This is a genomic window from Gillisella vitis, from assembly GCF_021559775.1.
Classification (GTDB): Bacteria; Pseudomonadota; Alphaproteobacteria; order Rhizobiales; family Rhizobiaceae; genus Allorhizobium; species Allorhizobium ampelinum.
This window is the reverse complement of record NZ_CP056047.1, coordinates 2,663,792-2,688,282: the sequence shown is the minus strand read 5'-3', so window position 1 is coordinate 2,688,282 and position 24,491 is coordinate 2,663,792. Positions and strand designations below refer to the sequence as shown.

Here is a 24,491-nt window from a genome sequence, read left to right as displayed (position 1 = left end):
TCAGGTGATCACGGTCGGTGCGTCGCGGCCAGTGCGGGCCTTGATACCGGCCAGGTCCTCGGCAGCGACGATCAGGTCGGCGAGTGCCTCCTGGGTTTCGATGCCGTGGTTGGACGAGTTTGGCTCATAGCGCTCGATATAGACGCGCAAAGTTGCGCCCGACGTGCCGGTGCCGGACAGGCGGAAGACCACCCGCGAGCCGCCCTCGAACATCACCCTGATGCCTTGCTTCTTGCTCTCGGAATGATCGACCGGATCGTGATAGGCGAAGTCATCGGCCTTTTCGACCTTCAATGCGCCGATCATGGTGCCGGGAAGGGTGGCAAGCTTGGCGCGCAGCGCGTCCATCAGGCCATTGGCGGCATCCGAATCCACTTCCTCGTAATCGTGGCGGGAATAGAAATTGCGGCCATAGGAGGCCCAATGCTGGCGCACGATGTCCTGCACGCTTTCGCCACGGCTGGCCAGTACGTTCAGCCAGAGCAGCACGGCCCAGAGCCCGTCCTTTTCGCGCACATGGCTGGAGCCGGTTCCGGCACTTTCTTCACCGCAGATCGTCACCTTGCCGGCGTCGAGCAGGTTGCCGAAGAATTTCCAGCCGGTCGGGGTCTCGTACATGCCGATCTTCAGCCGTTCGGCGACGCGGTCGGCAGCGGCACTGGTCGGCATGGAGCGGGCAATGCCGGCAATGCCGCCGGAATAACCGGGCGCTAGATTGGCATTGGCGGCCAGAATGGCCAGACTGTCTGACGGCGTGACGAAAATGCCCTTGCCGATGATCAGGTTGCGGTCGCCGTCGCCGTCGGAGGCTGCGCCGAAATCGGGCGCATCCGCTCCCATCATCTCGTCATAAAGCTCCTTGGCATGAACGAGGTTCGGGTCGGGATGATGACCGCCGAAATCCGGCAGCGGAATGAAATTGCGCACCGTGCCCTCAGGCGCGCCCAGGCGGTTTTCGAGGATTTCCTTGGCATAGGGACCGGTGACAGCGCTCATCGCGTCGAACACCATGCGGAAGCCGAGGCTGAACAGATTGCGGATACCGGCGAAATCGAACAATGTCTCCATCAGCGCGGCATAATCGGCCACCGGGTCGAGGACCTCAACAGTCATTTCGCCGAGATCGAACGAGCCGATCCGGTCGAGATTGATGTCGGCTGCCTCCACCGTCTTATAGGCGGTGATGGTCTTGGTATTGGTGTAGATCGCGTCGGTGATCTTTTCGGGCGCTGGCCCACCATTGCCGATATTGTATTTGATGCCGAAATCTTCGGTCGGGCCGCCGGGATTGTGGCTGGCCGACAGCACGATGCCGCCGAAAGCCTTGTATTTGCGGATGATGTGGGAGGCCGCTGGCGTCGAGAGAATGCCGCCCTGGCCGACCAGCACCCGGCCAAAGCCGTTGGCCGCCGCCATCTTGATGGCTTTCTGGATGACTTCACGGTTGTAAAACCGGCCATCGCCGCCAATCACCAGCGTCTTGCCTTTGAAATCTTCAAGCGAATCGAAAATCGACTGGATGAAGTTTTCGGCGTAATGCTCCTGCTGGAATTGGGGCACCTTCTTGCGCAGACCCGACGTGCCGGGTTTCTGGTCCGAATAGGGTTTGGTTGGAACCGTAATAATCATGCGTGTTTCAGCCTTTTCCGAGGAGGCGGTTATAAACATCGACGTAGCGCTGGGCGCTTGCTGTCCAGGATACGTCTGCTTTCATGCCCTGCTTCTGGATCTGATACCATAGTTTCTTGTCGTCGAAGAGGCGGATTGCCCGGCGTATAGCCTGTCGCAAACCCGCCACCATGACCGGGGCGAACTGTATGCCGGTGGCAGCCTTTGCCGCAAGTGCTGCCGCATTGGCGTCAATGACCGTGTCATTCAAACCACCGGTGCGGCTCACCACCGGAACACAGCCGTAGCGCAGGCCGTAAAGCTGGGTCAAGCCGCAAGGTTCAAATCGCGACGGAATGAGAATGGCATCGGCACCCGCCTGCATCAGATGTGACAGCGGTTCGTTATAGCCCATCACCATGCCGATCCGGCCCGGATGACGGCTGGCCGCCGCCTGCAAGGCCTCTTCCAGGGCTGGATCGCCGGAGCCGAGAATGACCAGCTTGCCGCCTGCCGCGACCAGATCATCGGCGACCTCGGCCAGCACATCCATACCCTTTTGCCAGGTGAGGCGGGAAATCACGCAGAAAATCGGTGCCGCATCATCGTCGAGGCTGAAATGCCGGGTGAGTGCCTCGCGATTGGCAACGCGCTTGCGCAGGGCAGCTGCGCTATAAGGGGAGGCGATCAGCCCGTCATCATCGGGGTTCCAGACGGCGGTATCGATGCCGTTGACGATGCCGAACAGGTCATTGGCGCGGCTGGCGATCAGTCCTTCCATGCCCATGCCGAAATGCGGATCGAGAATTTCCTCGGCATAAGACGGGCTGACGGTGCTGATGGCATGGGCGGTGGCAATGCCGCCTTTCAGAAAAGCCAGCGTGCCGTAATATTCAAGCGCTTCCCACAATGCATGCTCTGGCAGACCGAGAGCCGGGAGGATGTCAGTGGAAAATTGCCCTTGAAAGGCGATGTTGTGAATGGTGATGAGGCTCGGAATTTCCGGCTTCTCATCGTAGCGCATATAAACCGGCACCAGGGCGGCCTGCCAATCGTGGACATGGACGAGATCGGGCCGCCAATCATCCAGCGCACCTTGAGCGATCCGGGCGCCTGCCAGCGACAGCGCCGCAAACCGTTTCCAGTTGTCGTCATAGTCGCGGCCATTGCTATCCACATAGGGGCCGCCTGGGCGGTTAAACAGCGTTGGCGCATCAAGGATCAGCAGGTCCAGGCCCTCATGGCGGGCCGAAAGCACGGTTGCAGGCTCGCCTAGAAGATCAGGCATATGCAGCAGCACATCCGTGTTAGCCAGCTTGGCGAGGACTGCCGGATAGCCCGGCAGCAGGGTTCTGGTGTTTATGCCCAAGGGTTCGAGCGCCAGCGGCAGGGCGCCCGCCACATCGGCAAGCCCCCCGGTCTTGATCAGGGGATAGACTTCCGAGGCGACCGACAGGATGTTCATGTGCTCTACAGCCCCAGCTTGTCAATCATCGCCTGGGTAATCAGGCAGATACCGTTTTCACTGCGGCGGAAGCGTTTGGCGTCGATTTCCGGGTCTTCGCCGACGATCAGCCCTTCGGGAATGGCGACGCCATGGTCGATCACCACATTGGTCAAGCGGGCATGACGGCCAATGGTCACCTTGGGCAGAATGACGGCACCTTCCAGCCTTGAATAGGAATTGGCGCGAACCCCGGTAAACAGCAGGCTGCGATAGAGCGTCGAGCCGGATATGATGCAATCGCCCGAGACCAGAGAGGAAATCGCCGAACCGCGACGACCTTCATCGTCGTGGACGAATTTTGCCGGCGGATTGATTTCGGCATAGGTCCAGATCGGCCAGGATTTATCGTAGATATCCAGTTCCGGCAGGATGTCGGTCAGGTCGACATTGGCCTGCCAATAGGCATCGATGGTGCCGACATCGCGCCAATACGGGGTCTTTTCGAAATCCGAGCGCACGCATGAGGAGGCAAAGCGATGCGCCACGGCTTTGCCGTGTTCGACGATATAGGGAATGATGTCCTTGCCAAAATCCCGGCTGGAATTGGGGTCGGCGGCGTCGCGGCGCAGGCAATCCATCAGGAATTTGGTGTGGAACACGTAGATGCCCATCGAGGCCAGCGCCATGGTCTCGTTGCCGGGAATGCCCGGTGGATCGGCGGGCTTTTCGACGAAGGCAATGATCTGGTCCTTGTCGTCGACATGCATGACACCGAACGCCGAAGCTTCCATGCGCGGCACTTCCATGCAGCCAATGGTGACATCGGCACCGCTGTCAACATGCTGCTGGAGCATGAATTCATAGTCCATCTTGTAGACGTGGTCGCCCGCCAGGATCACCATATATTCCGGGCCATAAGGCTCGATAATATCGATATTCTGGAAGACGGCATCCGCCGTGCCTTCATACCATTGCGTTTCAGAAACGCGCTGGCTGGCGGGCAGGATGTCGAAGCTTTCATTGCGCTCGGGCCGCAGGAAATCCCAGCCACGCTGCATGTGGCGGATCAGCGAATGGGCCTTGTATTGGGTGGCGACGCCAATGCGGCGAATGCCGGAGTTTAGCGCATTCGACAGGGCAAAATCGATGATCCGGGCCTTGCCACCGAAATAGACGGCGGGTTTTGCCCGCCGGTCGGTCAGCTCCTTAAGGCGGCTGCCGCGTCCGCCGGCCAGTACATACGCCATGGCATCGCGCGCCAGCGGCTGAATTCTCTTTGTCGGCGTCATGCAATCTCCTCCCGCATGTCTAAAATACGTGTTCGTCCGAGAGCATCGTACAGAAAACCGGAATTAGCTCGATGCTCTCAGTTTTTGTTTACGCATCGGATTTATCCGAAAACCGGCTCTTAACTTTCGGTCCGATGCTTACTGTTCCAACTCCAGCATAATCACTGCCAGCGGCGGCAGTGACAGCGTCGCGTGCGCCCATGGCGCCTTGTCAGAGGCGGTTGCCGCATCGAGTACGGCCTCCACCCGGCCGCCATTGCCCTTGCCGCTACCGCCATAGATCTCGGCATCGGTATTGAGGATTTCCCGCCACCGGCCTGCCACCGGCAGAGGTACGTCGTAACGCTGGTAATAGACCGGCGTCAGGTTGGCGATAACAGCCACCGGCCTTTCGCCGGGCGTCTTGCGCAGCCAGGCAAAGACCGATTGATCGGCATCCTCGCTGATCAGCCATTCGAAGCCTTCACCCTCGCAATCGCGGGCATGCAGCGCCGGCTTGTTACGATAGGTAAAGTTCAGATCACGCACCAGGCGGCGCATGCCCTCATGCAGCGGATATTGCAGCAGGTTCCAGTCCAGCGACCGTTCCTCGCTCCATTCGCTCCACTGGGCAAATTCCTGCCCCATAAACAGCAATTTCTTGCCAGGATAACCCCACATGAAGCCATAATAGGCGCGAAGATTGGCAAATTTTTGCCAATCGTCTCCAGGCATTTTGGCAATCATCGAACCTTTGCCATGCACCACTTCATCGTGGGAAATCGGCAGCATGAAATTTTCGCTATAGGCATAGATCAACCCGAAGGTGATTTCATGGTGATGGTGCTTGCGATGCACGGGGTCGCGGGCAAAATAGCTCAAAGTGTCGTGCATGAAGCCCATGTTCCACTTGAAGCCGAATCCAAGCCCGCCCTCGTGGACCGGCTGGGACACTTTCGGCCAGGAGGTGCTTTCCTCCGCAATGGTCATCACCTGCGGATGGGCGCCATAGAGATGCTCGTTCATCTTTTGCAGGAAGCGCACCGCCTCCAGGTTTTCTCGCCCGCCATATTCATTGGGGATCCACTCGCCTTCCTTGCGGGAATAGTCGAGATAGAGCATCGAGGCGACCGCATCGACCCGCACGCCATCCAGGTGAAATTTTTCCGCCCAATACAGCGCATTGTTGACCAGGTAGGAGAGAACCTCGATCCGTCCGTAATTGTAGATGGCGGTGTTCCAATCGGGGTGGAAGCCCTTGCGCGGATCCTCGTGCTCGTAAAGAGCCGTGCCGTCGAAAAACCGCAGCCCATGGGCATCGGTCGGGAAATGGGCCGGAACCCAGTCGAGAATGACGCTGAGGCCGACCTTGTGACAGCCATTGACGAAGCGGGCAAAGCCTTCCGGCTCGCCAAACCGCGCGCTTGGCGCGTAAAGACCTGTCGTCTGATAGCCCCAAGAAGGGTCATAGGGATGTTCGGTAATGGGCAGGAATTCGATATGGGTAAAGCCCATTTCGGTGCAATAGGGGATCAGCCGTTCCGCCAGCTCGTCCCAACTGAGGAATGTGCCGTCAGGCCGCTTTTGCCAGGAACCAGCATGGACCTCATAGACCGAAATCGGCTGGCGGCGTTTGTCAATGCTGCCCCAATGGGCCAGATGCGCCGCATCCTCCCAGTTCTGGGAAAGCTCGGCGGCGGTGACGGACGCGGTCTGCGGGCGAAACTCGCTGCGGCGGGCGAAAGGATCGGCCTTCAGCGGCAAAAGCTCGCCATTGACGCCGATGATCTCGTATTTATAGGCCGAACCAGGCCGGACATCGGGGGCGAAAATCTCCCAGATGCCGGTATCGCGGCGCAATCGCATCACATGGCGGCGTCCATCCCATTCATTGAAATCGCCGACCACCGAGACCCGTCTTGCATTCGGCGCCCAGACGGCGAAATGAAAGCCATCGACGCCCTGATGCTTGATAGGATGGGCACCCATCTTGTCGAACAGCCGCAGATGTGAGCCTTCACGCAGAAAGTAATCGTCCATCGGTCCGAGAACCGGCCCGAAACTGTATGGATCGGTCAGCGACCATTCCACATCGCCCCGGCAGGCGCGGTAGCGCAGTGGCTGCTGGGTCTTGATCGCCACCGGACCGGCGAAAAAACCAGCTGGGTCAAGACAGGCCAGCTCTCCGGCAAGGCTGCCGTCGAGCGTGAGCGCGGTAATGCTTTCGGCGCCCGGCACAAAACAGCGGGCAATGAACCCATTCGCTCCGGCATGAACGCCGAGCACCGAAAACGGATCGGTGTGCAGGCCGGCGACGATGGCTTCGATCTCGGCAGAAGACAGGTGGTCAGCGGAGGGCGGATGGCCGCTCTCGGCTGATACCTGCGTCTGCCTGGTTGTTTTCTTCATCAGGCTCTCCAGATGTCGGCCGTATACTGTCTGATCGTCCGGTCGGAGGAGAACCAGCCCATGCGGGCCGTATTCAGAATGGCTTTGGATTGCCAGAGGGACTGGTCGGTCCAGACCGCGTCCACCTGACGTTGGGCTGTGGCATAGGCATCGAAATCGGCAGCCACCATGAACCAGTCATGGTTATAGAGCCCATCCACCAGGCTGGCGAACCGGTCCCGATCGTCAGGCGAGAACACGCCGGACGCAATGGCGGCCAGCGCCTGGGACAGTTCGCGCGACCGTTCGATGATCGGGCGCGGGGTGTGCCCCTCGGCACGCACCTTGCCGACCTCTTCCGCAGTCATTCCAAAGATAAAGATATTGTCTTCTCCGACGTGATCGCGCATTTCCACATTGGCCCCATCCAGGGTGCCGATGGTCAGCGCACCGTTTAACGCGAACTTCATGTTCCCGGTTCCCGATGCTTCCATGCCGGCGGTGGAAATTTGTTCGGAGAGATCGGCTGCCGGCACCATGACTTCGGCCAGCGACACATTGTAATTGGGAATGAACACCACTTTCAGCAGGCCGCGCACCGAGGGATCATTGTTGATGACCCGCGCCACGTCATTGGCCAGTTTGATGATCAGCTTGGCATTGTGATAGCTCGGTGCCGCCTTGCCAGCGAACAACTTGACGCGCGGTGCCCAGTCGCGTTCCGGATGCGAGCGGATCTGGTCATACAGCGCCACGGTCTCGATGATGTTCAAGAGCTGGCGCTTGTATTCGTGGATGCGCTTGATCTGGATGTCGAACATCGCCGAAGGGTCAAGCCTGATGCCCATGCGGCTGGCAACCAGATTGGCCAGTTGCTCCTTGTTGGCCCGCTTGACAGCGGCAAATTTCTGCTGGAAGGCGCTGTCCTTGGCAAAGGCATCCAGCGCGGTCAGCTTTTCGGCATCGTCAAGGAAGTCGTCGCCGATCGATTCGCGGATCAGCGAGGTCAGGCCGGGGTTGCACTGCATCAGCCAGCGGCGCGGAGTAATGCCATTGGTCTTGTTGTTGATCCGGTCTGGATAGAGCTTATGCAGGGTGGCGAATACCGTTTCCTTCATCAGCTCGGTATGCAGGGCCGAGACGCCGTTGATCGAATGGGAGCCCATGAAGGCCAGATTGCCCATCCGCACCCGGCGGTCGCCGCTTTCATCGATCAGCGACAGGCTGGTGATTTCCAGATCGGTGAAATTCTTCTGCTTGCGCGCTTCCACCAGGCATTTGGCGTTGATCGCGTAGACCAACTGCATATGGCGTGGCAACAGCCGCTCGAACAGCGGCACCGGCCAGCTTTCCAGCGCTTCGGGCAGCAGCGTGTGGTTGGTATAGGAGAAGGTCTCACGGGTCACGTCCCAGGCGGTGTCGAAGTCCATGCCGTGGACGTCGGTCAATTGCCGCATCAGTTCAGCGACAGAGACGGCAGGATGCGTGTCGTTCAGCTGGATCGCCACCTTTTTCGGCAGGTCGATCAGCGCATTGCCGTGCTGGAGATGACGCCGGACGATGTCCTGTAGCGAGGCCGAGCAGAAGAAATATTCCTGCCGCAATCGCAATTCCTGGCCAGCGGCGGTCGCATCGGCCGGGTAGAGAACACGGGTCAGGCTTTCGGCCCGGTTGCTTTCGCGCAGCGCACCGATATGGTCGCCTGCATTGAAGGCATCGAGCAGGATCGGGTCAATCGGCTGGGCCGACCAGAGCCGAAGCGTGTTGATGCGCTCGCCGCGCCAGCCGACGATCGGCGTGTCATAGGCAGTGGCAATCACCCGCTCGCTCGGCTTCCAGACATGGCGGATCTCCTCGCCACTGGTGCCGTTCGACGCGGTCTCGACGCCGCCGCCGAAGCCGACTTCATAGGAGCTTTCGCGCCGCTCAAATTCCCAGGGATTGCCGTGGGCGAGCCACGTCTCGGGCAGCTCCACCTGCCAGCCATCGGCCATCTGCTGGCGAAACAGGCCGTGGACGTAGCGAATACCATAGCCATAGGCCGGGATATTTACGGTCGCCATGCTTTCCATGAAGCAGGCAGCCAGACGGCCAAGTCCGCCATTGCCCAGCGCCGCATCGGGCTCCAGCCCGGCGATGATGCCAAGATCGACGCCGAGCGATTCCAGCGCTGCCTTGATCTCCTCGACCAGACCGAGATTGGTCATCGCATCGCGCATCAACCGGCCGATCAGAAACTCCAGCGACAAATAATAGACCCGCTTGGCATTTGTGGCATAGGTCTGGCGGGTGGATTCCATCCACTTGTCGATAATGCGGTCACGCACCACGAGAATGGTGGCGGTCAGCCAGTCATGCGGCTTGGCAACCTTCGCATCCTTGCCGATACCATAGGTCAGCCGCTCGATGATTTCGGCGGCAAGCGTTTCCGGATTGGAAACACGGGGTGTTGGAAGGGGAAGATCGGCCTTTGGATGAGTTTCATTCATGACTTCGCCACATGGTGAGGAGGAAAGGGCAGGGCGCGAGACCGATGGTCATGCGGTTTGCCAACCACCGGCACATGCAGTGTATGCATCCTTGGCGAATAGTTGCAACAGCGTATTTTTTTGAAGAGCAGTCGTTGCTTCGTGTTTTTATGGCTCAGTTAAGCCCCGGATTATTCTTGGGATTATTCTAGCGTCCGCACTTTGTGCCAATACTTCGCCCTTTGCGTCATCACGAAAGCTAAGAGGGCCTGCGATAATCGAGGTATGTTCGGGATGGGCCGCAAGGATATGGCCAGCCCGCAAGCCATCCGCCTCGCTACTTGTCGTTCATAGACGGCAGAAAGTCCTCGACCTGCTTGCGCTCGCCCTCTGCCAGAACCTCGATATGGTCCTCCCAGAATTTGGCGGCTTCCGCCGGTTCGCCTTCCCATTTGCGGGTATCGGTGATGTTGTCGTCCATCTTCAATTTTCGGGTGCCGCCCAGTTCCAGATAGCGCTTTGCCAGTTTCAGCGACGGTGTGTCTTCCATGGTTCGCTCCTTGTGTTTCAAGGAGGCTAAAGGCGCGCCAGAGGGGTAAAGTTCCAGACATCTTGGCCTAGCCTGGTTTTGACCTGCCAAAATCAGTTCGTCAGGCGGGTCGAGGTGGAGGTCGCTTTCTTGCCGATTTCCCCGAAGGCGGCGACAAGGCTTGCTGCGTCTGTCGCCTCGTAATAGTGCGAGGCGTCGCTGGCACAGGCACTGAGCAGCGACTTGCCATTGGCCGGTGCCATGAACGCAACCGTATAGATCTGGATGCCGTCGGCCTTGATGCTGGTGCATTGGCTGCGCACAGCAGAGTCGATGCTGGAGCTCCAGCTGCTGCTGTTGCCGGTCATTTCGCCGTCCGTCATGAACACGATGTAGCGGCCGATCTTGCTGACGCTTGACACATTATGGGCGGTAATCTCTGTCTTGTTGGATGTTTGCAGCGCGCTATAGGCAGCACTCAGCGCGCCCCTGGCATCGGTGCCGCCGGTAGCGCTGAGCGCGTTGACGTAGGTGACGACATTGGCGGTTCCCCAGCTCATCGCCTGGGCGGTATCGGCACTGGCATTGTAGGAATCGGCACCGGTGCGTACATATTCACTGTTTGGATCGGCCTTCTTGAGCTGTGCGGCCAGATCGGCGACGGCCAGCTTCAGGGATTCGATCTTCGTGTAGTTTTTCGTGCAGCTATAGCTCGTCGTCGTGGTCTTCTTGTTCCACCCATAGCCAGACGTCGTGGTTTTGGTGCAGGTCCCCGTGTAGGTCGTCGCCGTTTCATCATTCATCGAGCCTGACCGGTCGAGCACCAGATACATAGAGAGCGGGCTTTCGGAGGCCGTGGTCGCGGCCTGGGCCTTGCCATAGGCTTTCAGCGTCACGGTCTCCCAGCCCAAAACCCTCGAAAGCGGGTTCATCGTTATGGTGTAGCTGCCTGTCAGTTCTACGTCATAGGAGGTCGATGAGCTGTTGACCTGGGTAGTCTTGACGGAAATATCCGGTTCCGCCTGTGTGATCTGGTCCACCGAACTGGTGTTTTCGTCTCTGGCCATGGTATTGGCCAGCTGCGAGGAAAGGAAGCTCTTGGCAAGCGCAATGGCGTCAGCCTCGCTCATGCCGTTGCTCATTGCCGAGGCGGCGGCAAGGGCCGCGGCATCCACCGAGCTTTGCAAGGCACTTCTCGACTGCACCATCTCGGTCGCGTCCATCGCCAGACCTGCCACGCCGATGGATACCGGCAGCAGAACCGCCGTCATCATGCCGAAATTGCCGCCGCTATGCCTGAGCAGGCGGCATGCCAAAGCACCGGCTTGCCGCGCTTTCGTGGCGAGTAAACGACAGGCACGCAAACCAGGGTTAAGCGCCGAAATGACCATCATGTCCATCCGTGACGTTGATCCGGCACTTGTCATCTCTTCAACGAAACGAAAGCACACGGTCGTGTTTCCTGCAACAGGACCGTGGCTTGACGATCCGCATCGCTGCTGAGGAATTGATAGGACACACTGCTTGCAACTGGCTTAATGGGGTTGCTCAAATGCAACCTATTCCTGAAATAGTGCGGTTGAAACGGAGGCGACACTTGCCTCGTCAGCCAATCGGAATCAGGTCCACCGCCTGGACGGTCGTGTGATTGCCATAGCCTTTCAGCACGCCGATGACGGGTGCGACATCGGAATAGTCACGGCCATAGGCGACGACGACGTGGTCGGTGCCGGCGGCAATATCATTGGTCGGGTCCAGCTCGACCCAGCCGACGGTTTTGCCGCACCATACCCTGACCCAGGCATGCATGGCGTCGGCGCCTGCCAGCCGTTCCTTGCCCGGCGGCGGAATGGTGCGCAGGAATCCGCTGACATAGCCCGCGGGAATGCCGAGGCTGCGCAGCGCCACGATCATGATATGGGAAAAATCCTGGCAGACGCCCTTTTTCAGCGCAAAGGCCTGTTTCGGGGTGGTATCGACAGTGGTGGCCTTGGGGTCGTATTTGAAATCCTTGTGGATGCGGGCGCAAAGTTGTTCGGCAATCTGGCGCACGGTCATGCCGGGCTTCACGATGGAGCGGGCATAGGCGGCAATATCGGGGTTTTCAGGCAGCCGTGGGCTCGATCCGGTGAAATGATGCGGGGAGGCTGGCTCCAGCGACCAATATTCGAAAAGCTCGACGGCTAGCCGTTCGAGCAGTGGCGAAAAATCCGCAGTGAACGGTTGGCTATCCACCTGGATACGAGCCTGAAGGCGGATATCCAGTTTGTCATGGGAAGAGCGATAGGCGAAAGTCGTGGCGGGATGCGTGAAAAAATCGGCAAAACCAGTCCGTTCATCCGGCTGCGGCTCGATGGAAATCGAACCGGCAATCAGCCTTTGCCGCTCCGGCAGCGAGATCGGCATGATGCGCAGGATATGGCGTCCACCAGCGGCGGCCACATCGTAATCATAGCCCATATGCAGTGTCAGATCGTACAGCATCGATATGTCTTTGCTCATCCGAGGTAGGTTTGCGCCAAAAGATCTGACAGCAATTCCAGTTCTTTTTCCAGATGATTGTAGATATCAGGCGTCATCATTTCCGGTGTCATCACCGCCACGCTTGAATGCAGCCGAACGGTTTCGCGCAGGAAGCGTGACATCTGACCGTTGACCTTGGCATTGGGCAATTGCTCTACCTCATTGTGGATCTCGTTGAGTTGAAACAGGATGGAGCGCGGATTGAGCGGGTCGAGCGCCAGAAGATCGGTCACGGTCAGGTGGGCGGTGTTGACGTTATAGCGCCGCCGGTGGGTCATGACATTGTCGCCAATCTCTAGCAGCATGTCGAGCGCGCCATCCGGCGCATCCTGCCCTGCCATATGGCCGAGCAGCCGGGTCATGTGCATGCCGCGCTCCAGATAGCGGCCGATGGCGAGGAAGCGCCAGCCGGTGAAGCGATACATGTTTTCATGCACCAGACCGGCAAAGCCCGCCAGCTTGCGCAGCAGGATGGTCATGGCATGCGAGGCGTCGTCGCCGGGCTTGATCTTTTCATGAAAACGCCGCGCGGTCTTGGCGAGATCATTCAGCGCCAGCCATCCATCCGGCGAGAACCGGTCGCGGATATTGCTGGCGGAATAGACCGCGCTGTTGATATTGCCGAGCAGGCTTTCCGGCACGCCCTGGTCTGTATTGATGTCCAGTGCTTCGAGGTATTCGCTGACAAAGGCCAGAAGCGGCTGTTTCGGATCGGCTGTTTCGGCAAAGCGGGCATTCCAGGCACGCAGAATTCTAAGCGCCCCTTCGGCCCGCTCGATATAGCGGCCAAGCCAGAACAGGTTGTCGGCGGCCCGGCTGGGCAGGCTGCCCGGCATGTTGCGGGTAAACTGCTCTTCGGCTGGCAGCAGCGTGATCCGCTCGACCGGCTTTTCGGAAACGATCCACACATCGGCGGCAGACCCGCCGGCCTGCATGGCCATCGCCGCCACATCGCTGCCGCTGCCGATCCGCCCAAACCCGCCCGGCATGATCTGCCAGCCGTCCTTGGTGCGTGCCGCAAACACCCGCAAGCTCATCGGCCTCGGTTGCAGTCTACCATCGACCATGGCGGGGGTGGTGGAGAGCGTCACGGCTTCCTGACCGACCAGCTTGGCGCCGTCGGTTTCCAGCCAGCTGGCAATCGAGTGCTGGGCGGTTTCCCGCAAGGTCGCGCCGAGCACCGATTGCCTGTTGTCGTCGAAAAACGGTTGGCGGGAATAGGCCGGACCGATCACCATTTTCTCGATATTGCCGGCGACATGATCGCGTTCCTGTTTTTGCCCGCACCACCAGGTGGCAATTGAAGGCAGCAACAGGTCCTCGCCCAGCAGATGCCGACAGATGGTCGGCAGAAAAGCCATCAGCGCCCGGGTTTCGAGAATGCCGGAGCCGAGCGCGTTGACGAAAGTGACCGCCTGGTTGCGCAGCGCCTGCACCACGCCCGGTGTGCCGATATGGCTGAGTTGGTTCAGTTCCAGCGGATCGGCAAAGGCCGCATCCAGACGACGCCAGAGCACCCCGATCGGCTTCAGCCCGGCCACGGTACGCACCATCACCTTGCCGTTCACCACCGTCAGGTCTTCACCCTCCAGCAGCATGATGCCGAGATAGCGGGCGATATAGGCGTGTTCGAAATAGGTTTCATTGGCCGGGCCTGGGGATAGCACGGCGATCCGGTCATCAGGGCTTTGTTTGTGGCCCTGAAGCGCGTCACGAAATGCCCCGAAGAACGAGGCAAGCCGGTGGACATGGGTTTCGGCATAGATATCGGAAAAGGCCCGCGCCGTCGCCACCCGGTTTTCCAGCGCAAAGCCCGCGCCAGAAGGTGCTTGCGTGCGGTCGGCCAGCACCCACCAGGCGCCATCTGGCCCACGGCCGATCTCGAAGGAACAGAAATGCAGGTAATGGCCACCTGCCGGTTTCACCCCGACCAGAGGCCGCAGGAATTCGCCATTGGCGGCAATCAGTGCCGGCGGAATGAAGCCCTCCTGCACCAGCCTGTTATCGCTGTAAATATCGGCGACAACCCGTTCCAGCAATTCGGCCCGCTGCACCAGGCCGCGCGCCAGAACCTGCCATTCGGCATCGGCGATCAGCACCGGAATATGGGAGAACGGCCAGGCCCGCTCGGTGGGACCGGCAGAGCCATAGGCACGATAGAAGACCCCGGCATCGCGCAGATAGCGGTCGGCACGGGCAAAGCGCTCGTGCAATTGCTCTTCATCCATGCCGTTGATGGCGGCGACGAAAGTCTGCCAGACCGGACGGATGTTTCCGTCCCGGTCCAGCATTTCATCGGCGGCACCGGGCAAGGACCGATAGCCATCGGCAAACGCCGCTCCGGGGTCCTTCTCCAGCCTGTCCATCTCCATGGCCGTACGCTTGGTCATCTTCATTCCTGCCGAAGCATGTCATTCTCGTAAAGCGGTTTCGCATGTTTACCGGAACGACATGGCTTCTTGTTGACGCATGTCGTCTCCGTAAAACCGTTTCACACTTTTACGCGACATGCTTAGATCCCATGTGGTCGCCGCAAATCCAATGTGTGCGGAAATTCCGGCCAGACGGCTTCCGGCCACAGCGGATAAGATCCGGCTGTATGACCCCAGGGTTCGAACCGCGCAAGCCGCCTAGCCTCCGCTTCATTGCCATTCACAGGGAAAGTATCATAACTGCGACCACCGGGATGCGCGACATGATACACACAACCACCGATCGACCGCCCTGTCCATATATCATAAACGTCGAATGTTAGCGGTGTGTTTACAGGCAGGACCGGATGCAGACCCGATGCCGGTTGCCAGGCCTTGTAGCGAACACCGGCGACGGCCACGCCATTTGTGCCGCTTTTCTTCAGCGGCAGACGGCGGCCATTGCAGGCAATGGTGTAGCGGTCGGGATTGGCGGTCTCCAGCTTGACCTGCAAACGTTCAACGGAACTATCGACATAGCGCACCGTGCCGCCGATGGCACCTTCCTCGCCCATCACATGCCAGGGCTCCAGCGCCTGGCGCAGCTCCAGCTTGCTGTCTTCGTATTCTACCTGTCCGACGAAGGGGAAGCGGAATTCCAGCTGGGCGGCAAACCATTCCGGCTTGAAGTCGAAGCCGTGTTCGCGCAGGTCTGACAACACTTCGAGAAAATCCTGCCAAAGATAATGCGGCAGCATGAAGCGGTCGTGCAATGCCGTGCCCCAGCGCACGAAATTTCCACCGATGGGGTTCTTCCAGAACCTAGCGATCAGTGCCCGCACCAGCAATTGCTGGGCCAGCGACATGCGGGCATTCGGCGGCATTTCAAAACCACGGAATTCAACCAGACCCAGCCGTCCCGTCGGTCCGTCAGGCGAAAACAGCTTGTCGATGCAGATTTCCGAGCGATGGGTGTTGCCGGTAACATCGGTCAGCAGGTTGCGAAACAGCCGGTCGACCAGCCAGGGCAAAGGCGGGGCCGCGCCACTGTCTGGCATGGGGATCTGGGCCAGCGCGATTTCCAGCTCATAGAGCGTATCATGGCGGGCCTCGTCAAAGCGTGGCGCCTGGCTGGTCGGGCCGATGAACATGCCCGAGAACATATAGGACAAAGCCGGATGACGCTGCCAATGCAGGACCAGGCTTTTCAGCAGATCCGGGCGACGCAGGAACGGGCTGTCGCCGGGATTGGCGCCGCCAACCACCACGTGGTTGCCACCGCCGGTGCCGGTATGGCGACCGTCGATCATGAACTTATCGGCGCCAAGCCGCGTCTGGCGGGCCTGTTCATAGATGATATCAGTGGTGGCCACGCAATCCTGCCAGCTATCGGCGGGGTGGATATTGACCTCGATAACCCCAGGATCGGGCGCGACACGAATGACATTGATGCGCTCGTCCTGCGGCGGCGCATAGCCTTCGATGTGGATCGGCAGGCCGAGATTGTGCGCAGCGGTCTCGGCGGCGGCTACCAGTTCCAGATAGTCCTCGATCCGCTCCACCGGCGGCATGAACACGCAGAGCCGGCCATCACGCGGCTCGACGCTCATGGCTGTGCGCACGGCGCCGGTTATATCGCCGGTTGAGCCGGCAATATTCTGTTCGTTGCGGTCCTGCTGGGCGTCGCTGGTTTTGCGCGAGGCTTCCGACAGCGCCCGGCCTTCGCGGGCATCCGGGCCGAAATCCGGCAGCGGTGTGCGTGGGATGGATGGGTCCGCCGTGTGAATATAGGGATATTGCGAGGGTGGCACATAGGGCAGGGTGCCGAGCGGCATGCGAAAGCCAACGGGACTGTCGCCTGGAATCAGGAAGATTTTGCCGCGCCGGGTGCGCCATTTCTCGCTGATCCAGCGCCGACCGCTGGCCTTGGCGTTCCAGGCCTGGACCGGCAGGATATAGCCGGTCGGGATGGTCAAACCGCGCTCAAACACCTTGGCGATGCGGGCGCGCTCTTCCGGGCTTTCCAGCTTGGAATTGGACGGATCGACATTTTCCGGCAGGCTGCCTTCCTTGATGATCCAGGCTGCTGGGTCTTCATAGGCCGGGAGGATCATGTCCGGCTCGATCTCCAGCTCGGTGGCAATGCCGGCCATCAGCGCTTGGGCCTGCTCATGGCTCACATTGGTATCGGCTGTCTCCGTGGCAATCAGGTCCGGATTATGCCAGATCGGCTTGCCGTCCTTGCGCCAGTAGAGCGAGAAGGTCCAGCGCGGCAGGCTTTCACCCGGATACCATTTGCCCTGGCCGTAATGCAGGAAGCCGCCGGGGGCAAAGCGGGTACGCAGCTTGCGGATCAACTGATCGGCCAGCGCCCGCTTGGTCGGGCCAACCGCATCTGTATTCCATTCCGCCGACTGGAAATCGTCGATCGATACAAAGGTCGGTTCGCCGCCCATGGTCAGGCGCACGTCATGGGCCTTCAGATCGCCATCGACCTTCAGGCCAAGCGCGTTCAGTGCTTCCCAGCTTTCATCGGAAAACGGCTTGGTGATGCGCGGATGCTCGGCAACACGTGTCACCTTCATGTCGAAATCGAAATCGGTCTTGGCTTGCCCGAAATAGCCGCCGGAAATCGGGGCGGCGTTTTTGTAATGCGGTGTGGCGGCCAGTGGAATATGGCTTTCGCCGGTCATCAGGCCGGAGGTCGGGTCCAGGCCGATCCAGCCAGCGCCGGGAATATAGGCTTCCGCCCAGGCATGCAGGTCGGTGAAATCCACCTTGGTGCCGGAGGGGCCATCCAGCGCTTCCAGATCCGGTTTCAGCTGGATCAGATAGCCGGAGACGAAGCGGGCGGCAAAGCCCAGATGCCGGAGAATCTGCACCAGCAGCCAGCTGGTGTCGCGGCAGGAGCCGCGCGCCGAGGTCAGCGTTTCATCCGGTGTCTGCACGCCCGGCTCCAGGCGGATCACATAGCCGATTTCGCTTTGCAGGCGGGCATTGAGCGCGACGATCATATCGACCGTGCCTTGGCCCGGCGTCATGTCCAGGGTCTTGAGATAGGAATCGAGCGCAGGGCTGTCCGGCTCTGGTTTCTTGTAGATCGCCAGATCCTCGCGAATATCCTCCGGGTATTCGAACGGCCAGGTGACGGCCTCTTCCTCCGTGAAGAAATCGAAGGGATTGTAGATGCTCATATCGGCGGTGAGATCGACTTCGATCTTGAACTCGGTGACCGGATCGGGAAACACGAAACGGGCCAGATAGTTGCCGTAGGGGTCTTGCTGGAGATTGACGAAGTGATTTTCGGGCGTGACCTTGAGGGAGTGGCTCAGAACCTTGGTTCTGGAATGGGCCGCCGGTTTCAGGCGAATGATCTGCGGTCCCAGGCGGATCGGCGTGTCATATTTATAATGAGTAAGATGATAAATGCTTGCCTTGATCGCCATGAAACCCCTCGTCCGTGGTCCGGACCTAATGCCATTCTGATTGTGCCTGATCTTGTGCAATGCACAGAAATAAAGCAAGTCAGCTTCTTGGGAATTTGTTGGGCAGTGATTTGGCAGGCTGCAAACCGTCGCCCGACCCACGGTTGTTGGTACCTTTGCTCAAGGCGGTCTCCAGAGCGTCATCCTCGGGCTTGTCCCGAGGATCTGCCTCTGGCAGAGGGATTTTCGACGGTATCGAATGTTATATGCTTGGCACAAGGCCGAGCATGACGGCAGGGCAAGCCGCCTGCCGTGTCCAGCCTCGTTAAACCCCTCAGGTGCGACCGAACTCATCGACCAGTCGGACGATATCGTCCTCACCCAGATAGGAGCCGGTCTGGATTTCGATCATTTCCAGCATGATCTTGCCGGGATTGCCGAGCCGATGCACCGCGCCCTGGGGAATATAAATAGACTGGTTCTCATAGAGCATGGTCACCTTGTCGTTGATCGTCACTTCGGCGGTACCGCGCACGCAGATCCAGTGCTCCGACCGATGGAAATGCTTTTGCAGCGACAGTTTCTTTTCGGGGTGGACGAACAGCCGCTTGACCTGGAACCGGTCACCGTTGAGGATCGAGGTATAGCCGCCCCAGGGCCGCAGCGAGGTCGGGTGGGTTTCGGTGAGGTTTGCCGTCTTCTTGTCGCTGGCCAGAAGCTTAACCAGATTGCCGACTTCCTGGGCCTCGTCCAGCCGACCGACGAAGACCGCGTCTTCGCTGGCAATCACCGCGACGCCGTCCATGCCCTGCACGGCCAGATGGCTGTTGCGCGAGATAACCAGTGAATTGCGGGTGTTGTGGACGGTGGCATTGCCCTTCACGACATTGCCGTCGGCATCGGCTTCGCCGATCTTCCACACCGCGTCCCAGCTGCCGAGATCCGACCATTGGATGGCGGAGGGGACAACAGCGGCATTGGCGGTTTTTTCCATCACCGCATAATCGAGGGAAATCGAGGGGGCTGCGGTAAAGGCCTCGGTATTGAGCCGGATGAAATCGATATCCTTGGTGGCCTTGGCGACGGCCTCGGTCGCGGCTGCCATCACCTCTGGCGCATAGCGCTCCAGTTCATCGATGATATTTGTCGCGCAAAACAGGAACATGCCGGAGTTCCAATAGTAATTTCCGGCATCGATCAGGGCTTGCGCCTTTTGCGCATCCGGCTTTTCAACGAAACGGCTGACGGCATGGGCGCCGTTACCGAGATCGGCACCCAGTTCGATATAGCCATAGCCGGTGGCCGGTTCTGTGGGGGTAATGCCGAACGTGACGAGCTTGCCGCTCCGTGCGGCGGTGGCAGCAGCCGTGATCGAGGCAAGATAGACGGCATCGACGGTGATGGCGTGGTCGGACGCCAGCACGAGCAGGGCCGCATCAGGCCCGAATCGTTCCGCAACGACGCGGGCAGCGACGGCAATGGCGGCTGCCGTGTTGCGCGCCACCGGCTCCAGCAGGATGCCTGATAGCGCCACGCCCTGTTCGCGCGCCTGTTCGGCGACCAGGAAGCGAAACTCCTCATTGGTCACCACCAACGGCGCTTCATAAAGACTGGTATCGCTGACGCGCTGCAAGGTGGACTGAAAAAGCGTTTCCTCGCCCACCACTTTCAGGAACTGCTTGGCGGCGGTGGCGCGTGATAGCGGCCACAATCGTGTGCCTTTGCCGCCTGCCATGATGACGGGGACGATTTTATCGGTCATTCTCGGTCCTTTCTGCAGAAAGCGCGCAGCCGCAATCCCAGAAGGATCGTGTGGCGAAAGGCGTGGCAGCGCTCCAGCCTGGTGCTGGGTCTGGCGTGAAGGGGTTGTTGCATTTTTCTGCAAAACATCCAAGCGCTTCATCAGCGGCACCTGAATAATTCCACGAATCGGAGAGGATTGCGTTCTCGATCAGCAAGGGAGTGAAAAATGGCGCTGAAAAGCCCATTATCGCAGACAATGGTCATTCCCGTTGGCGGTTGATCGCTATGGTGTCAGGCGTCTATCTTCTCCGACCGTGCGGTCGCTCTGCCTTGGATCGGTGACATCGACCCGTCCTTCAACGTCTGTGGCTTTTCCTGATGAATGCGCAGGCGCGGCAAGGCATCGGGATAGTCCTTCTGGATGAAGTCCATCAGCTTTTCGCGCACATAGCAGCGCAAGTCGAAAGCCTTCCCGGCGCTGGCGGCGGACACCAGAATACGGATTTCCATCACCTGATCCTTCAGGTCCGTGACGGCGAGGTTGAAGACATTTCCATCCCACAACGGTGCTGACCTGACAATATCCTCAGTTTTTCGGCGCAGCGTGGAGACCGGAACGGAATAATCCATGTAGAGCATGACCGTGCCGATCAGCGCTGCACCTTCGCGGGTCCAGTTCTGGAAAGGTTTTTCGATGAAATAATTGAGGGGCAGGACCAGTCTTCGCCAATCCCAGAGCTTCACCACCACATAGGTGGCGGTTATTTCTTCGACATGACCGAACTCACCTTCAACAATCAGCGCGTCATCGATGCGGATCGGCTGGGTGATGGCCAATTGCAGCCCGGCAAACAGATTTTTCAGCATTGGCTGTAAGGCGAGACCGAGAACGATACCCGCCACACCCGCTGAGGCCAGCAGGCTGACCCCATATTGGCGCACCGCCGGAAAAGACATCAGAACGGCTGCCGCCGTGAGGGCGACGATGCCGGTGGCGGCCACCCTTTCCATGATGCGGGATTGGGTGACATGCTTGCGGGCTAGTAGATTGTCTTCGGCATCAAGCTTGAAACGGCGAAGATAGACGGTCACCCAGATATGAAGGGCGGTGCGGGTCATCCATCCGACAACGATGACGAAGCAGAGCAGCAGAGCGTGGCGCACGATATTGGCTGCTGCATCACTTAGAGGTGCGACAGTCACGCCGATGGAGAGCGTCCAGGTCAGGATGGCAAGCCGCAAGGGTCGTCGGGTGCGCTGCACCAGTGAGCGCCAGAAAAGATCGCGATTTTCCGTTAGCCGCGTCAGGATGCGGAAGCCGAAGTGCTGAATTAACATGCCCACCAGAAAAGCAAGAAGCAGGACGCAAAGCGAAACAGCCCAATCCGGCATCCATGCGACGGCATGTTGCAATGTTTCAAAAATAGTCTGCATCCAAACCCATCTAGGGTGCAATGCGGTATAGAAAATAGGGAAAGGGCAAAAAACTTGCCCGGGAACGATTCTTAAGGCTCTGGTCACGATGGTGAGCGAGCCGGCAGGCCACGGTGAACCGGCCTATGTGCGTGATAGGAACCAAGCCTGTCATCGACAAGCCGAAATGGCATTCAAATGCTCTAAAAGGGAATAAAATCGGATGGTGGGCGTGACAGGGATTGAACCTGTGACCCCTACGATGTCAACGTAGTGCTCTCCCGCTGAGCTACACGCCCATCCGATGGCGGGGGTAAACCATGAAACCGCCGGTTCCGTCAATAGCTATTGCGCGGTTTGGATCAAGAATTCGGCAAGCGGTTGTATCTGCTGGCTTTTCCGGGTTTACGCGCAAGCGCCTCGCTGTCGCGATCTACCATGCGCCAGAACCTGGCGCATGCATCATTTGCCGAGCCGCTTGCGATGCGACGCATGATGGTCGCAAATCGCGCCCGATTGGAGGATTCCAATCTGAGCGGCGCAGTCGCTGGAACCAGGCGGTCTCAGGCGGCGGTCAGCAGCTTGTTGACCTCGTCTACCAGGTCGCGCAGGTGAAAGGGCTTGGACAGGACCTTGGCATCCTTGGGCGCCTTGGAATCGGCGTTCAATGCCACGGCGGCAAAGCCGGTGATGAACATCACCTTCAGGTCCGGGTCGAGTTCGGTGGCGCGGCGGGCCAGCTCGATGCCGTCCATTTCCGGCATGACGATGTCGGTCAGGAGCAGCGAGAAGGGCTCTTCCCGAAGCCTGTCATAGGCGCTGGCGCCATTGTCATAGGAGGATACCTTGTATCCGGCCTTTTCCAGGGCTTTCACCAGGAAGCGGCGCATGTCGTTGTCGTCTTCGGCAAGAAGTATTTTCTGAGTCATTGCTGGACCGTTACTCAACTGGGATCATGGTGTTAAGCTTTCCCAGATATTCCAGCCCGTGTAAACAGCAGGTGAAGACGGGAAAGCCGGGTGTGATTTTTCGCCACTACAGCGACCTGTCCGCGTCTTTGGCGGCGCAGACAGGTCGCTGTAGCACATTATAACTGCTGCATAAGTGCTGCATGATTCTCTTATCATGCCGTATCCGGCTTCAAGATTAATGCAGTATGGACTTCGCGGTGGGCAACTGGCAACATATGTTTCATTATGAATTGCTGATTTGGTAAAGAAGGGGTGAGATGCAGCCGGAACGCGACGATTTCGAGCTGTTTGACGTGCGCGAACCCGAACAGCATAGCATTCCCTTTGTTTACAATTCCCCTCATAGCGGCAGAGATTATCCACAGGAGTTTCTCGCCCGTTCGCGCCTGGACAGGCTTTCCATCCGCCGTTCGGAGGATCATTTCGTCGATGAGCTGTTTGCAGCGGCACCCGACCACGGCGCCCCCTTGCTCTACGCGAAATTTCCACGCGCCTATATTGATGTCAATCGCGAGCCTTATGAGCTCGATCCGAAGATGTTTTCTGGCCCCCTGCCGCCTTACGTCAATGCCCATTCGGTACGTGTTGCCGGAGGGCTCGGCACCATTGCGCGGATTGTCGCCGAAAATATGGAAATCTACCGGGGGCGGTTGAGCGTGGAGGAGGGGATTGCCCGGATCGAGACGATCTACAAGCCCTATCACGCCTGCCTGCGCCGGCTGATTGCCCGCACCCATGCCCGTTTTGGGGCGGCTATTCTGATCGACTGCCATTCGATGCCGGGCAATATTCGGCTGAGCGGCAGTGCCATTCGTCCGGATTTCATCATTGGCGACCGATATGGCACCAGTGCTTCGGCAGAACTGACCCATGCCGCCATGCAGGTGCTCAGCGATTTCGGATTTACGGCGGTGCGCAACAAGCCCTATGCCGGTGGCTTCATCACTGAACATTACGGCCGTCCCGCCAGGGGCCTGCATGCTCTACAGATCGAAATCAACCGCGCACTGTATGTCGATGAGGCAACATTGGAAAAGCGACCGGATTTCGCCTCGCTTGCAGCCGTGCTGTCGCGGTTCATTGGTCAGATGGCGGAGCTTTCCAAAGGCATTGCCACGCCCGGCCTCGGCGATGGCGCGCTCGCCGCCGAATAGTGCATCGTTCCGAAAAGTGGAAACCGGTTTTCCGACCCTGCGATGCGTGGCGCGATAAGGCAAAAAAAACCGCGCTCGAGGCGCGGCAAGTCTAGGGAGGAAACACCCAAGGAGGGTATTTACAGTCGAAAGACTGTAAGACGTATCATATTTTGCATTGCACAAATGTCAAGTCGATTTTGACATTTTTTTAATCATGATTATTATTTAGGCATTTGCATCAAGGAAATGCTCGAATGGCGTGCAAATCGGCGCTCTGCCTGTCGTCCTGATAAATTTATGCTGGAGCGAATTCCGATCCGGCGTTTTATGCCGTAAGAAACGTCCACGTTCACCTTATTGAGGAAGCCGCATGCGCCCCGAGAAGACGTTTTTCGACAGCCTCGCCGAGGCCGCCAAGGCCGAGACACTGCCACGCTTTCGCTCACGGCTGGATGTCGTCAACAAGGATGCGGGCGGCTATGATCCCGTCACCGAAGGCGATAAGGCAGCGGAAACCGCGATCCGCGCGCTGATCGAGGCAGAGTTTCCCGATCACGGCATTCTGGGCGAGGAACATGACAATGTCGGCCTTGGCCGCGATTGTGTCTGGGTGATCGATCCGATCGATGGAACACGGGCGTTTATTTCCGGTCTGCCCACCTGGGGAACGCTGATCGGTTTTCAGCAAAACGGCCACGCGGTGATGGGCATGATGGACCAGCCTTTTACCGGCGAGCGTTATTTTGCCGATGGGGAGAAAGCCTGGTACAGCGGACCTGATGGCCAGCGGCAGATCGCAACGCGGGCCTGCGCTGGTCTCTCGGATGCGGTGCTTTACACCACCTCGCCGGATATTTTTCTGGAAGACGAGCGGCCGCGTTTCGATGCGGTGCGGGCCAAGGTCCAACTGACCCGCTATGGCGTGGATTGCTATGCCTACGCGCTGCTGGCGGCAGGTTTTGTCGATCTGGTGATCGAAACGGGGCTGAAGCCCTACGATGTCGGCGCTCTGATTCCGATTATCGAGCAGGCTGGCGGTATTATCACCACGTGGGAGGGTGAACGGCCGGAAGCGGGCGGCAAGATCATCGCCGCCAGTTCTGCCGCTGTCTACGAGCAGGCGCGCGCGATTTTGGTCGATTGATCGCCACCGGTGTCCAT

Annotated in this window: 15 protein-coding genes and 1 tRNA gene; 2 read left to right on the top strand and 14 right to left on the bottom strand. The window is 59.0% G+C overall.

The window, feature by feature from the left end; translation table 11 throughout:
- From AVCG78_RS12615 to cpdR1, 14 genes are all read right to left on the bottom strand, one after another.
- Entirely contained in the window at positions 1–1,629 is a 1,629-nt protein-coding gene (locus AVCG78_RS12615; protein WP_071203772.1) for an alpha-D-glucose phosphate-specific phosphoglucomutase, read from the bottom strand.
- A 7-nt stretch (positions 1,630–1,636) separates the two neighbouring features.
- Complete coding sequence (glgA, locus tag AVCG78_RS12610) at positions 1,637–3,073, bottom strand: glycogen synthase GlgA (RefSeq protein ID WP_156601679.1); 1,437 nt, start codon at positions 3,071–3,073, stop codon at positions 1,637–1,639.
- Between the two features lie 5 nt (positions 3,074–3,078).
- Positions 3,079–4,344, bottom strand: coding sequence for a glucose-1-phosphate adenylyltransferase (glgC, locus tag AVCG78_RS12605; protein WP_071203768.1), 1,266 nt, complete (start codon positions 4,342–4,344; stop codon positions 3,079–3,081).
- A gap of 138 nt (positions 4,345–4,482) precedes the next feature.
- A complete protein-coding gene (glgB, locus tag AVCG78_RS12600; protein ID WP_071584632.1) occupies positions 4,483–6,732 on the bottom strand; it encodes a 1,4-alpha-glucan branching protein GlgB in 2,250 nt (749 codons plus the stop codon).
- Complete coding sequence (locus AVCG78_RS12595) at positions 6,732–9,200, bottom strand: glycogen/starch/alpha-glucan phosphorylase (protein WP_071203764.1); 2,469 nt, start codon at positions 9,198–9,200, stop codon at positions 6,732–6,734. Before AVCG78_RS12595 ends, glgB begins: the two co-directional genes overlap by 1 nt.
- A gap of 316 nt (positions 9,201–9,516) precedes the next feature.
- On the bottom strand, positions 9,517–9,729 hold the full coding sequence (locus tag AVCG78_RS12590; RefSeq protein ID WP_071203762.1) for a hypothetical protein: 213 nt from the start codon (positions 9,727–9,729) through the stop codon (positions 9,517–9,519).
- A 92-nt stretch (positions 9,730–9,821) separates the two neighbouring features.
- The gene (locus tag AVCG78_RS12585) at positions 9,822–11,159 is read right to left on the bottom strand and encodes a VWA domain-containing protein (RefSeq protein ID WP_143049383.1); all 1,338 of its coding nucleotides are present in this window, start codon (positions 11,157–11,159) and stop codon (positions 9,822–9,824) included.
- Positions 11,160–11,313: 154 nt separating this feature from the next.
- Positions 11,314–12,192, bottom strand: a complete 879-nt coding sequence (locus AVCG78_RS12580) for a transglutaminase family protein (protein ID WP_071203909.1) — start codon at positions 12,190–12,192, stop codon at positions 11,314–11,316.
- A gap of 14 nt (positions 12,193–12,206) precedes the next feature.
- Positions 12,207–14,603, bottom strand: coding sequence for a circularly permuted type 2 ATP-grasp protein (locus tag AVCG78_RS12575; RefSeq protein ID WP_139191372.1), 2,397 nt, complete (start codon positions 14,601–14,603; stop codon positions 12,207–12,209).
- A 140-nt stretch (positions 14,604–14,743) separates the two neighbouring features.
- Positions 14,744–18,088, bottom strand: a complete 3,345-nt coding sequence (locus AVCG78_RS12570; RefSeq protein WP_156583034.1) for a transglutaminase family protein — start codon at positions 18,086–18,088, stop codon at positions 14,744–14,746.
- Between the two features lie 313 nt (positions 18,089–18,401).
- Positions 18,402–19,829, bottom strand: coding sequence for a mannose-1-phosphate guanylyltransferase/mannose-6-phosphate isomerase (locus AVCG78_RS12565; protein ID WP_156537091.1), 1,428 nt, complete (start codon positions 19,827–19,829; stop codon positions 18,402–18,404).
- 272 nt (positions 19,830–20,101) lie between these two features.
- Entirely contained in the window at positions 20,102–21,244 is a 1,143-nt protein-coding gene (locus AVCG78_RS12560; protein WP_071203759.1) for a mechanosensitive ion channel family protein, read from the bottom strand.
- A gap of 203 nt (positions 21,245–21,447) precedes the next feature.
- Positions 21,448–21,522: transfer RNA gene (locus tag AVCG78_RS12555), tRNA-Val, on the bottom strand.
- Between the two features lie 264 nt (positions 21,523–21,786).
- On the bottom strand, positions 21,787–22,152 hold the full coding sequence (cpdR1, locus tag AVCG78_RS12550; protein WP_015917105.1) for a response regulator CpdR1: 366 nt from the start codon (positions 22,150–22,152) through the stop codon (positions 21,787–21,789).
- Positions 22,153–22,451: 299 nt separating this feature from the next.
- Between cpdR1 and AVCG78_RS12545 the strand changes: the two genes are divergently transcribed.
- Both AVCG78_RS12545 and hisN read left to right on the top strand, forming a co-directional pair.
- Complete coding sequence (locus AVCG78_RS12545) at positions 22,452–23,348, top strand: N-formylglutamate amidohydrolase (RefSeq protein WP_071203757.1); 897 nt, start codon at positions 22,452–22,454, stop codon at positions 23,346–23,348.
- A 352-nt stretch (positions 23,349–23,700) separates the two neighbouring features.
- Positions 23,701–24,474, top strand: coding sequence for a histidinol-phosphatase (gene hisN / locus AVCG78_RS12540; protein WP_071203755.1), 774 nt, complete (start codon positions 23,701–23,703; stop codon positions 24,472–24,474).
- Positions 24,475–24,491 lie beyond the last annotated feature (17 nt).

What these genes read in the sequence shown, in the direction of transcription:
- AVCG78_RS12615 (WP_071203772.1), bottom strand. Translation starts at nt 1,629, where the DNA reads ATGATTATTACGGTTCCAACCAAACCCTATTCGGACCAGAAACCCGGC.
- glgA (WP_156601679.1), bottom strand. Translation starts at nt 3,073, where the DNA reads ATGAACATCCTGTCGGTCGCCTCGGAAGTCTATCCCCTGATCAAGACC.
- glgC (WP_071203768.1), bottom strand. Translation starts at nt 4,344, where the DNA reads ATGACGCCGACAAAGAGAATTCAGCCGCTGGCGCGCGATGCCATGGCG.
- glgB (WP_071584632.1), bottom strand. Translation starts at nt 6,732, where the DNA reads ATGAAGAAAACAACCAGGCAGACGCAGGTATCAGCCGAGAGCGGCCAT.
- AVCG78_RS12595 (WP_071203764.1), bottom strand. Translation starts at nt 9,200, where the DNA reads ATGAATGAAACTCATCCAAAGGCCGATCTTCCCCTTCCAACACCCCGT.
- AVCG78_RS12590 (WP_071203762.1), bottom strand. Translation starts at nt 9,729, where the DNA reads ATGGAAGACACACCGTCGCTGAAACTGGCAAAGCGCTATCTGGAACTG.
- AVCG78_RS12580 (WP_071203909.1), bottom strand. Translation starts at nt 12,192, where the DNA reads ATGCTGTACGATCTGACACTGCATATGGGCTATGATTACGATGTGGCC.
- AVCG78_RS12575 (WP_139191372.1), bottom strand. Translation starts at nt 14,603, where the DNA reads ATGGAGATGGACAGGCTGGAGAAGGACCCCGGAGCGGCGTTTGCCGAT.
- AVCG78_RS12570 (WP_156583034.1), bottom strand. Translation starts at nt 18,088, where the DNA reads ATGGCGATCAAGGCAAGCATTTATCATCTTACTCATTATAAATATGAC.
- AVCG78_RS12565 (WP_156537091.1), bottom strand. Translation starts at nt 19,829, where the DNA reads ATGACCGATAAAATCGTCCCCGTCATCATGGCAGGCGGCAAAGGCACA.
- AVCG78_RS12560 (WP_071203759.1), bottom strand. Translation starts at nt 21,244, where the DNA reads ATGCAGACTATTTTTGAAACATTGCAACATGCCGTCGCATGGATGCCG.
- cpdR1 (WP_015917105.1), bottom strand. Translation starts at nt 22,152, where the DNA reads ATGACTCAGAAAATACTTCTTGCCGAAGACGACAACGACATGCGCCGC.
- AVCG78_RS12545 (WP_071203757.1), top strand. Translation starts at nt 22,452, where the DNA reads ATGCAGCCGGAACGCGACGATTTCGAGCTGTTTGACGTGCGCGAACCC.
- hisN (WP_071203755.1), top strand. Translation starts at nt 23,701, where the DNA reads ATGCGCCCCGAGAAGACGTTTTTCGACAGCCTCGCCGAGGCCGCCAAG.